Origin of the sequence: Persicimonas caeni (genome assembly GCF_006517175.1) — a bacterium.
GTDB classification, from domain to species: domain Bacteria; phylum Myxococcota_A; class Bradymonadia; order Bradymonadales; family Bradymonadaceae; genus Persicimonas; species Persicimonas caeni.
On sequence record NZ_CP041186.1, the window covers coordinates 3,894,965 to 3,907,333 of the forward strand.

The 12,369-nt window shown below is 62.8% G+C and carries 10 protein-coding genes; 5 read left to right on the forward strand and 5 right to left on the reverse strand.

Features of this window, described 5'->3' with window-relative positions; genetic code table 11:
• Positions 1-102: 102 nt before the first annotated feature.
• The 3 genes from FIV42_RS14510 to FIV42_RS14520 form a co-directional block, all read right to left on the reverse strand.
• Positions 103-2,442, reverse strand: a complete 2,340-nt coding sequence (locus FIV42_RS14510) for an EcsC family protein (RefSeq protein ID WP_141198385.1) — start codon at positions 2,440-2,442, stop codon at positions 103-105.
• Between the two features lie 22 nt (positions 2,443-2,464).
• On the reverse strand, positions 2,465-4,456 hold the full coding sequence (locus FIV42_RS14515) for a CRTAC1 family protein (protein WP_141198386.1): 1,992 nt from the start codon (positions 4,454-4,456) through the stop codon (positions 2,465-2,467).
• A 125-nt stretch (positions 4,457-4,581) separates the two neighbouring features.
• Entirely contained in the window at positions 4,582-5,151 is a 570-nt protein-coding gene (locus FIV42_RS14520) for a putative signal transducing protein (protein ID WP_141198387.1), read from the reverse strand.
• Between the two features lie 246 nt (positions 5,152-5,397).
• On the opposite strand from FIV42_RS14520, the gene FIV42_RS14525 reads away from it, so the two are divergent.
• From FIV42_RS14525 to FIV42_RS14545, 5 genes are all read left to right on the forward strand, one after another.
• A complete protein-coding gene (locus FIV42_RS14525) occupies positions 5,398-6,843 on the forward strand; it encodes a carboxypeptidase regulatory-like domain-containing protein (RefSeq protein WP_168210653.1) in 1,446 nt (481 codons plus the stop codon).
• Positions 6,844-6,997: 154 nt separating this feature from the next.
• Complete coding sequence (locus tag FIV42_RS14530; protein ID WP_141198389.1) at positions 6,998-7,525, forward strand: 1,2-dihydroxy-3-keto-5-methylthiopentene dioxygenase; 528 nt, start codon at positions 6,998-7,000, stop codon at positions 7,523-7,525.
• A 123-nt stretch (positions 7,526-7,648) separates the two neighbouring features.
• Positions 7,649-9,055 (forward strand): hypothetical protein, encoded by a 1,407-nt coding sequence (locus FIV42_RS14535; protein WP_141198390.1) that lies wholly within the window; start codon positions 7,649-7,651, stop codon positions 9,053-9,055.
• A 15-nt stretch (positions 9,056-9,070) separates the two neighbouring features.
• A complete protein-coding gene (locus tag FIV42_RS14540; RefSeq protein ID WP_141198391.1) occupies positions 9,071-10,279 on the forward strand; it encodes a hypothetical protein in 1,209 nt (402 codons plus the stop codon).
• A 49-nt stretch (positions 10,280-10,328) separates the two neighbouring features.
• Entirely contained in the window at positions 10,329-10,799 is a 471-nt protein-coding gene (locus tag FIV42_RS14545) for a hypothetical protein (protein ID WP_141198392.1), read from the forward strand.
• 243 nt (positions 10,800-11,042) lie between these two features.
• Here FIV42_RS14545 and FIV42_RS14550 read toward each other — a convergent pair whose 3' ends face one another.
• Positions 11,043-11,492, reverse strand: coding sequence for a GatB/YqeY domain-containing protein (locus tag FIV42_RS14550; protein WP_222615462.1), 450 nt, complete (start codon positions 11,490-11,492; stop codon positions 11,043-11,045).
• 187 nt (positions 11,493-11,679) lie between these two features.
• Positions 11,680-12,315, reverse strand: a complete 636-nt coding sequence (locus FIV42_RS14555) for a hypothetical protein (protein ID WP_141198393.1) — start codon at positions 12,313-12,315, stop codon at positions 11,680-11,682.
• Positions 12,316-12,369: the final 54 nt, after the last annotated feature.

Below are 12,369 nucleotides of genomic sequence, written 5' to 3' on the forward strand. Positions count from 1 at the left end.
GTCAATCCAACGAAAAATTGGGTGGGGCATCTATTCGTTCGGTGTATTTCGAGAGAGCAACGCCTCGATGAGGAAAACGCCTTTCACAAAGGCGCCCATCCATCAAACATCTTCGGGTAGCTCCGCTATTTCACCCTCGAGCTGCCCCGGCGCTCCTCCCAGGTCGAATTTACGAATCCAGTCCGGGTATTTGCGCTCCAGGAATCGGTCGGTCAGCACGGCCTGGGCCGCCTCGCACACGTCATAGATGAGCGCGACGTTGAGCGAGGCGCCGAGCACCGCGCCCACGAACGGCAGCGTCTTCGACGGCACCGACTCGGCGGCTCGCCGCTGCAGGTTCTTGGTCACCGCGCGCTTGGCCAGGTTGGTCACCTGCTTGGTCGTCTCCTGGCCGAGCTGCTCCTGCATGAACTTGCCCAGCGTGCGCCCGGCCATATGGGTGACGCTTCCGTGGGCGACCGCGCCGACCATCAACGACTTGCGCACCGCGTACTCGCGAAGGTTTTGCCGAAGCAGCATCGGCTCGATGGCCGCCGCGCGCGAGCCACCTAGCGCCACCGCCATGATCTCCATGGGCAGCTCGGGATTCTCGCGCGGGTCGAAGCCGTAGTACCAGCAAAACCGGCTGCAAATATCGGCCGTCAGGCCCAAGAGCACCGGCGCGTCGGCCAATGACAGCGCCGCCCAGCTGAACGGGGCGAGCCCACCGGACAAACCGCCGGCGACCGCGCTCAACAATAGCCGCATCGTCTTTCGGTTCTGCAAGACGTTGTCGACCTGGCCCATATTCAACCGGGCGATATCCTCGATCGACTCGACCGGTGCGCCTGCCTCCTTGTACTCGGCGACGACGCGTTCGGTCATGTCGACGGTGCGCACCCGCTTTTCGAACATCTCGAGCGCACGCTCGACCGCCTTGGAGATAAAGTCGAGGTTGGTGATCGACGCGCCGATCCACTCCATCGGGGTAAACAGCTTGCGCACAATGCGCGTCAGGCTGTTGGGGTCGAGGCGCTTCTCGACGAAGAACTTCACCCGCGCGGCCGCGTCCTTGTCGGCGTGCTCGAGGGTGACCCCGTCGAACTTGCACGTCAGGTGCTCGAAAGCGCGCTCGTAGTCACTGACCACCAGGTACATATCGAGTTCCTGGGGGCCGGGCGTACGCTCGGGATCCTCCCAGTCGATACGGTCCGCCACCCGGCGCACCAAGCGCACCGCGTGCGGCTCGATATTGTAGTTGCTCACGTACAGGCGGATGAGCGTCTCGTCGGCGTCCTCGAGCTTGGGCTTGTCGGCGAGTTGGTCGAGCGCGTAGCCGAGTTTCGTCGGCAGCGTGCCCACCCGGCGCGGGTGCTCGCGCATCACCATCAACTCGAGCAGTCGCTGGGCGCGCATCGGGTTGTGCTCGACGGTCTGCTCGACCTCCTCGAGAAGCGCGCGCCGCGCCTCGTCGCGCTCGTCTTCGTCGCGGCTGCTGTAGGCCGACAGGAGCCCCTCATACAGTTCTTTGAGCCGGGAGTGATCGGCGTCGTAAGGTCGACGGTCGTGCCACGAGCGAAGCTCTTGTTCGCGAGCCGGGTCATCGATGCTCACCCGAATCGCCGCGCGCATCGGCTTTTCGAGCCACGGGTAGTTCAGATATCCGCCGATGGCCGCGTCGGCGAGCAGGTCGAGCCACGGGGCCATCTCGCGAGGGCGCTGGTCGGCGGCTCGGTCGCACGCCTTGACCAGGTTCGTCATCGGCGAGCCGGCCCAACTCGGGGCGAACTCGCGCACCAGATAAAACCCGCACAACAGCGCCGCCGGGTCCCAGAATTTGGCCTCGAGTTGCACTCGGGCCAGGTCGATGAGCTGGCGGTCGTCTTCGCGTACGCCGTCCTCTTGCTGTAGTTTGGCGAACGTGGTGACTAGCTCGTACATCCAGTCAGGCTCGTCGGGCAGCGCGTAGCGCCCGAGAAGCTCGCTGGCCTCCTTTTGCTGGTCGACGTCGCCGTGGCGCCACATGGCGATGGTCGCCAAGGCGGCCATCGGGTGGAATGCCGGCCGGCCCGGTCGCGTCGAGTGCGCCAAACGCTCCAGCGCGATGCGCGCCTTGCCCCCAAGCTCGGCGTAGGTCTGCTTGGACAACACACCCCACAGCGGCTTGTGCCGCAGACTGTCCGCGCGCCGAAACAGCCGCTTGTAGCCCAACTCCTGGGCCAGCAGCATCGACAAGATCTCACGGCCGTGCTGCGGCTTGTCCTCGAACTCGTCCGCTACGAGCTCGAGCACCTCGTCGGGGGGCATCTCCAAAATCGCCTGCCAGCGCTTCTTGAAATCCTCCGAAAGATCGTCGGGCGCGGCCGCCGCGCTGGCTTCGTCGAGTTCGGAGACGTCCGAGTCCTCGACGAGTCCCGCTTCGGTAAGTTCCTGCTCGTCTGGTTTGATAAAACCGTCGGTCATATGTGCGTGTTGCCCCGTTGAACTATTGAGGTGCCACCACCGGCTCCTCTCCCTGCTTCCAAATATAACGTTGACCGGCCTCCAAATCGAACGTTTCTTCGCTCAAGTTTTCATCCGGCCACCGCACCGTCACCGTGGCTTGTTCGGCTGCACCGAGCCCAAAGTGGCGTGCGAGCTCGTGCTGGACGCCATAATGGCCGTGGCCGCCGCCGACCTCGGAGACCTGGGTGCCGGCGTCGGTTTGGACGGTCACGCGTGCGCCGATCGCCTTTCGGTTGGTGCCGTCGGCGCCTTCGAGCTCGACCTGCAGCCAATTATTGGCCTGGCCGATGGTGTTCTCGAAGAGCCGCGCGTGCCCCTCTTCGGGCGCATAACAATGATCGCCCGACCCGCAGCGAAACCGCGAGTGCCCGACCACAATGTCGAGGTCACCGTCTCGGTCGTAGTCGGCCACGCCGACCCCGTGGCTGCTGGTGTGGTCGATGCCGTCGGCCAGCGGGACTCTCTCGAAGGTGCCGTCCTCTTTTTGATGCCACAGATGGCCGCGCGTTCCCGGATAGTCGGTCGAGCCGATGTAGACGTCCTTTCGGCCGTCGTTGTCGAAGTCGAAGACCGCGGCGGTGATGTCGCCGTCGTTCCAGGCGGTCAGCTCGTGCTCACGCGTCAGCCCGGTGGCTTCGTTGCCGGGGCGCTCGAAGCGCACTGACGGGTCTTGTTTGTTGTAGAGCAGTTCGCTCGGGTCGCTCGACGAGCCCACGTCCCAGTGGACGATCTCGGTGGTCAACAGGTCCATCCAGCCGTCGTTGTTGACGTCGGCGCACACCGTCGTGCCGCTGTTGCCGCCCAGGCGAAACGCCTCGCGATCGTTGTTGTGGTTCCAGCGAAGCTGGGTGTTTGCGTTGCATTGGATAAGCTCGGGCGCCGGCACTCCGTCGCAGTCGGGAGCGTCGGGGTTGAGCTGGCAGTAGCAGCGCGCCGACTCGTTGTCGGTCCAGTCGGTGCGGTCGTCGAACGCGTAGGCCGAGGCGACCGACTCGTTCGCAAAGCTCACCTCGCCGTCGTCCGCGCGCTGGCCGAGCCACAGGTGGTTGGGCGCGCGACCGTACGAGGCCGCCATCAGCTCGGGAGTGCCGTCGCCGTTGAGGTCGCAGGCGGTCGCGCCCCACGACAGTGAGTGGCCCTCGGCTTGATTGAGCGTGGTGATGCTCGTCCACTCCTCGGTGCTCAACCCCGCGTCGGCGGTCGCCTCGGTAAAGCCGCCGGTGCCGTCACCCAGAAGCAGCCGGTCTTGCAGCGGTGATTGAGCGGCATATTGTGAAATCCACAGGTCGAGTGCGCCGTCGCGGTCGACGTCGACGAAGCTCGCCCCGCCGGGGGAGTCGATCGCACCAGCGTTGCGCACCGGATCGTCCGCCGCGGCGAACACGAACGTGCCGTCACCCTCGTTGAGCATGATCTCGGCGGTGTCCTCGTTCTGCGCGTTCTGCTTGTTGAACGCGGTGTAGGCGTCGAGATCGCCGTCGTTGTCGACGTCGCCCCAGATGATCAGGTCGATCTTGCGTCCGGTATTTGCGTCTGCGCCCGAGCGCGTCGCGACCAGCCCCGACGCCTTCGTCACGTCCTCGAAGCCGCCTTCGCCGGTATTTCGCAGAAGCCACGAAGCGCGCTCACCGCCCGACGAAAAGTCATCCTTGCCGCCGCCGGCCCGCCGCACCGACAGATCGGCCCATCCGTCGCCGTCGACATCGGTCACCGAGATGCGCTGGCCGTTCGCAGCGAGTCCGTCGAGGCCCCAGTCACTCGAGGCGTCGCGAAACGCCTGCTCCCCGGGACTCCACGGCAAGCCTTTGGGACGTTCGCACTCACCGGTGCTCGGATTGCAAACGTCGCCGTTCAAGCAGACGACGTTGTCTCGGACGCACAGATCTTGCTCTTGTTCTTCTTTGGCGTCGCCACAACTCGCCACGAGGGCGAGGAGCAACAGGCAGGAGGCGCTACGGGCGAACAACTTCATGGCACACCTTGGGCAGTACTCGAAATCGATTGTATGCCGCGAGTGTACATAAATCGGCGGGGTGGCAAAAGTGTGTTGAATGGCGATTCAGTCGCGGCGTCGATGTGGCGCAGGCCACGAACGCATTAGTCCAAGTTACCCTGAAACAACCTGCGAGGGCCCTGAGCGTCGCACTCTTTGCAGCGCAGCGGGAATTGGCGCAGCACCGCGAGCCAAAAGCCGATAAACGCGCCGGCGTAGAAAATGATCCCGTGGGTGTCTTTGAGGAACGCCGTCGCCGCAGTGTCGGGCAAAAAGATCGGGCCGATGCCCAACAGGATGACCGCGGACCAGTACCAGTGAAAGAGGCTGCCAAAGCCGATCTCTTGGCTGTGGCACTTGGGGCAGGCGAGGGTGGACGAGGCGAGTTGGCTCGACTCGGCTTCGTCGCTCTCGAAGTCGTCCCAGTCGTCGTCGATGATCGAGCCGGGCTCGCCGGCCGGTGCATCGCGCAACACCTCGACGGCCTCGTCGGCGTCGTCTTCGCGGATCACCAATTTGATGCCGCCGACGGCGGCGCCCAGGAGGGGATCGGCGACCATCATATTCTCGTCGTCCAGCCGACACGAGATGCCGTGCTCTTCGAGGCGCGTCCGGGCGATATTGGCTTCGACCGGGCTTTGAAACGTCGCGATTACAACGGTCGTGTCGGTCATCGGCTCTCCTGGTAGATCCCCTGTAGGTATGCACGTCTGCGCTCAGCATGACAGCTGCCCGCCAGCCTGTCCAACATGGTGTCTGATATCGTGTTGCGGGCTATATGAGCACGCGCTGTCCACGTGTCACACAAACGCGATTCGATCGTCACACAATTGAATTCTGGCCCCAAGGTCTGCTAAGTTGCCGCCATCTGCAGTGAAACTGGGCGATTTTGCACCACTGGCACGGACGAGATGAGGCCGATGATGATTGATTTGCGCAAACTGATGGCGAGCGTTTTTGTGGTGCTCTTGGTTGCGTCTTTGGGCGCTGCATGCAGCGATGACACCGACAGTGGCGGCCAAGGTGGTGGTGACGAGTGCGAAAGCGGCGAATCGTTCAACGTGCTCAGCGGTCGGTGCGAGCCGATTGCCCGCGACAACAACTCGGGCAGCGACGGAGGCACCACCCCGGGCGTCGACGGCGGGACTGATCCCGGCAGCGACGCCGGCGGCACCGAGCAGTGCCCGGAGGGGCAGTCTTATAACCCAGTTTCCGGCGTCTGCGAGCCAAACGGCTCGGAAACCGACGCCGGGACGAACCCCGGCGAAGACGGCGGCTCGGGCTACGACGGCGGCCCCATCGGCGGCACCTGCGGGCCGGGCACCGTCATCGGCAAGGCGTGCGCGCCCTCCGGCGAGTTGCTCGCCGGCGCCACGGTGACCATCGAGGGCTTCGATTGTGACGGCAACCCCTACACCGACACCGTGCAGACCGACGCCAACGGCAACTTCCAGTTCGACGACGTGCCCGCCGGCCAGCACACGCTGACGATCAGCACCGGCTCGTTCAGCCGTAACCAGACGATCATCGTGCAGAACGGCCAGACTCTCGATTTGAGCAGTGCGGCGGCCAAGGTCTGCCTCGACGGCGGCAGCGTCAAAATCGCGGTCATCGAGGGCGCCTACGACCACGTCGCCGGCATCCTCGACGACCTGCAGCTCGACTACGACATCAAGGGGAACGACAAGATGTCGTCGTTCTTCGAGCCCAACGGGCGCTACAGCGACTCGCTGGCCTTTCTGAAGGACTCGGCGGCCATGTCGCAGTACGACATCATCTTCATCAACTGCGGCGAGTTGTGGAACGTCATGGGTCAGAACAACTCGGGCGACGTCTCCACGGTGATCGCGAACCTGTCGTCGTACCTGAGCGCGGGCAACAGTCTGTACGTCTCCGACTGGTCACATCCCTTCCTCGAGAAGGTCTTCGCCGACGCGGTCGACTTCCACGGCGACGATCAAACCATCAACGACGCGCGTATCGGTTACGCGCCGCAGACGATCTCCGCACAAGTGACCTCGCAAGGGCTCCAGACCGCGCTGGGCAACACGCAGGCGACCATCGAGTTTCCCCATGACCCGACCGCCAACCCGCCCATCATCAACAACAACTGGGTCGTGGCCGAAGGCGCCGGCGCCTCGAGCACGATTCACCTGCAGGGCGACGCGCAACTGTGCTCACAGCCGTTCTCCAGTCTGAGCCGCTGCGACTCGGCCGCCGGCACTCAGCCGAGCTCGCCGCTCCTGATCTCTTATCAGGGCGCCGGCGGCGGTACCGCGATTTACACGGCGTTCCACAACGAGCGTCAGTCGGCGCTCAACCAGGACATGGAGAAGATCCTCAAGTTCCTGATCTTCCAGTTGTGAGAGATCGAGGGATCGAGAAATCGAAGGAAAGGCCGCGGATGGCGCGGATGACACGGATAAACTGCGCGACGCATCGAATGCTTGCGAGACATTTGCAGTTGTAGTTAGTAGTTTACTCGATCCCTCAATCCTCTTTCTCCAAAGGAGCTTCACAATGGCAGAATTGAGAGTACGCGGTACCGACACCGTCCTGACCGAGCCGGGGGCCATCAAAGACTTCGTTGGCGCCTACGGCCTCGACTACGAGGTGTGGAATATCGACAAGTTGCACTCCGAGGAGGCCAAGGCGGTCGAGGCCGACACCGAGCAGGAGCGCATCCTCGAGGTCTTCTCCGACGAAATCGAGGCCCTCAAGGAGCGTGGCGGCTACGAGACGGCCGACGTCATCGCGCTGTCGCCCGATACGCCCAACCTCGACGATATCTTGGCCAAGTTCGACAAGGAGCACGAGCACACCGAAGACGAGGTGCGCTTTGTGGTCGACGGACGCGGCGTCTTCGTCATCCACGCCCCCGACGACAAAGTCTTCGACGTCGAAGTCCACCCTGGCGATCTCTTGGTCGTCCCCGAGGGCACCTGGCACTGGTTCGAGTTGTGCGAGGACAAGCAGATCAAATGCATTCGCGTCTTCACGTCGAAGGACGGCTGGGTGGCGCATTATCGCGAAGAAGCCGCTGAGTAGAGTAGGCGCCAGGTGCCTGAAGCCCTTCGCTTCGCCGCACTCAAATCGTAGTTCGCGCCGCAGTGAAGGCGCCCCTAATAGCGGGCGTCACGCCTCTGCATGGCCAACTCAATTGGATTGATGATGACCCCACAACACCTCACCGCCTGCGTCCTCGCCGCAACTCTACTGTCCCCTGCAGCGGTATCGGCGGCGGTCAACCTGGACGCCACCGAGGTGCGAAGCTTCGAGATCCCTGAGGGCTTCAACCTCGGCCAGGCTCAGATTCAAGCGCAGGATGGCAAGACCGTCATCTCGGCGACCACCGGTCAGGACGCCGACACCGCGTGCACCGTGTTGGTGGCAGACGACGCCGGCGCAACGTCTTATGCGTATCAGTACGCCGGTGGCCCGACCGCGTGCGCCGGGGTGCTGCCGCATCCCGACGGCGGGTTTTTCGTGCGCGGCGGCGAGGCCGACGCCCAGCAGGGCGACGTCTACGGTTTCACCGCGCGCATCGACGCCGAGGGCAACGAGGTGTGGGCGCTGGCCGACCAAGAGCTGGTCGACGCGGCTGACGAAGCCGACGGCGGCACCGGCTCCTTTTTGGGCGAATACGTCAGCCCGCACGCCCAGATGGCCTACAGCGCCGAATTCGACAAGCTTCTGGCGTTTACCAACGGCCAGCTCAACATCGGCGGCGCCCAGCCGCTGACCCAGGCGCACGTGGTCGACGCCGACGACGGTCGGCTGCGCGTCAGCGGCCAGACCTTCGGGCTAAGCGGCAGCGCAGGGGTCATCGCCGAGGCGGTCAGCCGCACCTCCGACGGCTATTTTCTGCTCTACATCTACGACGCCGGCTCGCAGGGCGCGCACTTCTTCAGCTACAACGGCCGCAACAGCATCGACGCGTTCAAACCGCTGGGCGAGGACTGGTCGACGCGCTATGTGCGTCAGATGGTCTACGGCCAGCAGGGCAACGCCTTTTTGCTGTGGACGCCGACCAACGATCCGGCCGCGCCTACGAACGTGACCGTGGTCGACGACGAGGCAGGCGAGGTCTGGTCGGCGAGCTTCGAGGCGACGGTCGACGCCTCGTCGGAGTCCATCGAGCTCGGCTTGCCGCTGGGCATGTGGGTGGGTGCGAATCACGCGCTGATCTTGTACAATGCGGCCAACGAGCTCGTGTTGCGCGTGGCGGACGCCGCCACCGGTGATGAACTCGGTGTGGCGCCGCTCGGCGGGCTGACCGAGCACAGCCCGGCGGCGATCGTCGAAGGCGCCGACGGAAGCTTGAAACTCTTGGCGATCAACTCGAGTGGCACGACCGTGCACGAGTATCGCCTCGACATCAGCCAGGGAGCTGGCGGCGGTGAAGACGCAGGCGGTGACGCCGGTCTTGGCGATGCCGGCAGCGGCTCTGGCGGCGGAGGCGGCGACGAAGGCTGCGCCACCTCCTCGCCGACCGCCCCGGCGCCTGTGTCGGGTGCCGTGTTGGCGATTTTGCTCACAGTGTTTACCATCGCAAACCGTAGAAGGTCTTCCTGCTAACTTGGAGAAGTCTCGATGCCTGAGTTCGAACGCGAGCCGCTCGACCTGAGCGCGATTCCGCAGAAGCTGCAAAAGCACGTCCAGCCGGACGCGCCGTCCAAGCTCAAGATGATGGCCGCGCGCGGCATGTTGCCCGCGCCGCCCGAGCAGATGGTCAAGGTGCTGTACCAGCTCCACTTCGACTCGGATCAGAAGGTCGCCGGGGCCGCCAAGGACTCGCTGGCCGACATGCCGCCCAACGTGCTGGGGCCGGCCATCCAGAACGCCGACCACGCCGGCCTGCTCGACTGGGTCGGCACCGTGCGCGCGGACAGCTCCGAGATCGGCACCATTGTGGTGCGCAACCAGGCCACCGACGACCAGACGGTGGCCAGGCTCGCCGAGAAGGCCGACAGCCAGCTCGCCGACGTCATCGCCACCAACCAGGTGCGTATCCTTCGCACCCCCAAGATCATCGAAGGGCTGTACAAGAACACCGCCGTCAGCTCGGCGACCATCGACAGCCTCATCGAATTGGCCCAGCGCAATAACGTCGAGCTCAAGGGGCTTCCCGGGCTGTCCGACGCGCTCAAGACCGGCCAAGACCTCTTTGGGGACAAGGGCGCCGACGACGAGAGCTTCTCGGCGCTGCTCCAGCAGGAATCGGAGCGCGTCGAAAAGGAAGAAGAAAAGCGGCGCATGCTCGAGGAGGCCGGCGAGAAGCTGACGCGCTCGCAGCGCGAGAAGCTTCGCCAGGAACTCGACCTCGGCCCCGAAGAAGAAGAGGAAGAGGGCGACGAGTTCGACGAACTCGACGACGGTTCGGGTGCACGCGGCAACCTGTACGCCCAGCTCAGCGACATGTCCATCGCTCAGAAGATCCGCCTGGCCACCGTCGGCAGCCGCGAGGCGATCAAGATCTTGGTGCGCGACCAGAACAAGCTCGTGCACATGGCCGCGATCAAGAGCCCGCGCATCAAGCCGGCCGACATCGCCAAATTTGCCGGCAACAAGTCGCTTCCCGACAACGTCATCGAGTATATCGCCAACAACCGCGATTGGACGCGCAAATACGACGTGGTCAAAAACCTGGTCAACAACCCGAAGACGCCGCTCAAGGATACGATGAAATTCTTGAAGCACCTTCGTCAGAATGACCTGCGCGACGTCATGCGCAGTCGCAACGTGCCGCACCAGGTCTCACGCGCGGCCAAGTCGCTGATGCGTAAGCGAGCCGGCACCTGAGCCCGTTCGCACTTCTCGAAGCCCTTTTGATCCTGTGACCGAGAATTCCATGCAGGAAAATCTGCCACCCTGTGGACTCTACCGCACCACCGAGCCGCTCCCGGGAAAAGAGCAGTGGGTGCGCGCCGGGATGCTTGTCTACTTTCACAACCACTCCCAGCAGGGCCCCCCGCTGCTTTTGCTGCCGGCTGAGAACAAGCTCAACCGCTGGGTCTTCCACGACAAAGGCTACCTGATCCGCGAGCCCGGCTACGTCGAGACCCTCGAGGGGCTCAAAGACGAGAGCCTGTACGTGCTCGCCGAGCCGATCTACTTGTCGCGCGAAGAGTTCATCCCCGAGGACACCCTCGTGCAGCTGGGCTACAACCGCTCGGCCGATCCGATCTTGTTCCTCGGCCAATTCGAGGACAACGCCATCTTCTTCCCCGACAGCGGGCTCAAGTGCACCAGCGAGGTGTTCGACTTGTTGGAGGACGTGCGGTTCCGCGTGCCCGGCCAGGACGGCGATAGGCATCACTGACGGCGGCGAAAAAGCGAACAAGCAAAAGAGCAAAGAAGTAAAAGAGTAAAAGAGCAAAGAAGTAAAAGAGTAAAAGAGCAAAGAAGTAAAAGAGTAAAAGAGCAAAGAAGTAAAAGAGTAAGAAAGTAAAAAAGCAAAAGAGCAACAGCGTCACTCGCCGTTGCTCTTTTGCTTGTTCGCTTTTTAGCTCTTTTGCTGCCTTAAAGCTCTTTTGCTTGTTCGCTCTTTAGCTCTTTTGCTGCCTTACAGCTTGCCGAGCACGATGTCCTTCATCTTCGAGCCCTCATACCGACCTTTGATCTTGGGCATCACGTAGCCCATGACCTTGCCCATGTCGGCCTTCGACGAGGCGCCGGTCGACTCGATGGCTTCGTCGACCAGAGCTTCGGCTTCGTCGTCGGTCATCTGCTCGGGCAGGTACTCCTCGATGACCTTGATCTCGGCCTCTTCCTTCTCGGCGAGCTCGTCGCGGCCGCCGTCGGCGTACATCTCGGCCGCCTCGCGACGCTTCTTGGCCTCCGTCGACAGCACGCTGATGACCTCGTCTTCGTCGAGGTCGTCGCCCTTGTCGATACGCGCGTTCTTCAGGCTCGACAGCAGCGAGCGGATCGTCTGGAGCTTGTCCTTCTCACGCGCTTTCATGGCCGCCTTCATGTCGGCCTTCATCTGTTGAATCGTTTCCGTTTCAGCCATTGGGCTCACCTTGGGTGAGAGCGAAAAGCTCGAGAGAAAAAAGTAAAAGAGTAAAAGAGCAAAGAAGCAACACCGTTGCTTTGACTTCTTCGCTCTTTCACTTGCTTGTAGTTCTTTAACTTCTTCGCTCTTTAACTCGTTCGCTCTTTGACTTGTTAGCTTTTTCGCTGTTTAGCTTTTCGCTGCCTTATTCGGCGGTTTCGACCAGCGTGTTCGCCACGCCGTGAATGATGTCCTTTTTGGCCTCGTACATCTCGGCTTCGCTGAAGATAAACAGCGTGGCGGTCTGGTCGCCTTCGCGTTTGATGGTGTAGCCGAGGAACTGGATCTCTTGGTCCATGTCCTCTTTTTCGAGCACGCCGGTGCCGGTGCCCTTGAACACGGGCATGCCGTTGATGGTGCTCGGGCCGGTCTTCTCGACCTTGATGTCCTTGAACTGCAGGTCGGCGCGCATGTCGTTGAGCATCGACTTGGCGAGCTCCTGGGACTTCGAGCCGGCCAGAAGCACGGTCGTCGAGCCTTCCGGATCGGTAGCCGACACGCCCTCGTCGTCTTTGACGACTTTCCAGTCTTCGGGCACGCGGAACTTCAGCCCGTAGGTGTCGCTTTCGACCCATTGGCCGGCCTGCTCTTCCTCGGCGGCCTCTTCTTCTTGGGCGCCTTCGTCGGCCTTCTCGGCCTCTTCGCCCTCGTTGGCCTCGTCGGCTTTGGCGGCCGTTTCGGTCTCGGCTTTCTCTTCGCCGCCGTCGGTCTTCGACTCACACCCGACTCCGGCCAGGAGCACGAGCGACAGAACCAACAAGCTCGTCAGTACCTTCTTCATTTTTATCCCTGAGAAATTGGGTGATTTATGCTATTTCCTACCACGTGGATTGAT

Bases quoted from the DNA above. Each gene is read 5' to 3' on its own strand.
- FIV42_RS14510 (WP_141198385.1), bottom strand. From the start codon at position 2,442: ATGACCGACGGTTTTATCAAACCAGACGAGCAGGAACTTACCGAAGCG.
- FIV42_RS14515 (WP_141198386.1), bottom strand. From the start codon at position 4,456: ATGAAGTTGTTCGCCCGTAGCGCCTCCTGCCTGTTGCTCCTCGCCCTC.
- FIV42_RS14520 (WP_141198387.1), bottom strand. From the start codon at position 5,151: ATGACCGACACGACCGTTGTAATCGCGACGTTTCAAAGCCCGGTCGAA.
- FIV42_RS14525 (WP_168210653.1), top strand. From the start codon at position 5,398: ATGATGATTGATTTGCGCAAACTGATGGCGAGCGTTTTTGTGGTGCTC.
- FIV42_RS14530 (WP_141198389.1), top strand. From the start codon at position 6,998: ATGGCAGAATTGAGAGTACGCGGTACCGACACCGTCCTGACCGAGCCG.
- FIV42_RS14535 (WP_141198390.1), top strand. From the start codon at position 7,649: ATGACCCCACAACACCTCACCGCCTGCGTCCTCGCCGCAACTCTACTG.
- FIV42_RS14540 (WP_141198391.1), top strand. From the start codon at position 9,071: ATGCCTGAGTTCGAACGCGAGCCGCTCGACCTGAGCGCGATTCCGCAG.
- FIV42_RS14545 (WP_141198392.1), top strand. From the start codon at position 10,329: ATGCAGGAAAATCTGCCACCCTGTGGACTCTACCGCACCACCGAGCCG.
- FIV42_RS14550 (WP_222615462.1), bottom strand. From the start codon at position 11,492: ATGGCTGAAACGGAAACGATTCAACAGATGAAGGCCGACATGAAGGCG.
- FIV42_RS14555 (WP_141198393.1), bottom strand. From the start codon at position 12,315: ATGAAGAAGGTACTGACGAGCTTGTTGGTTCTGTCGCTCGTGCTCCTG.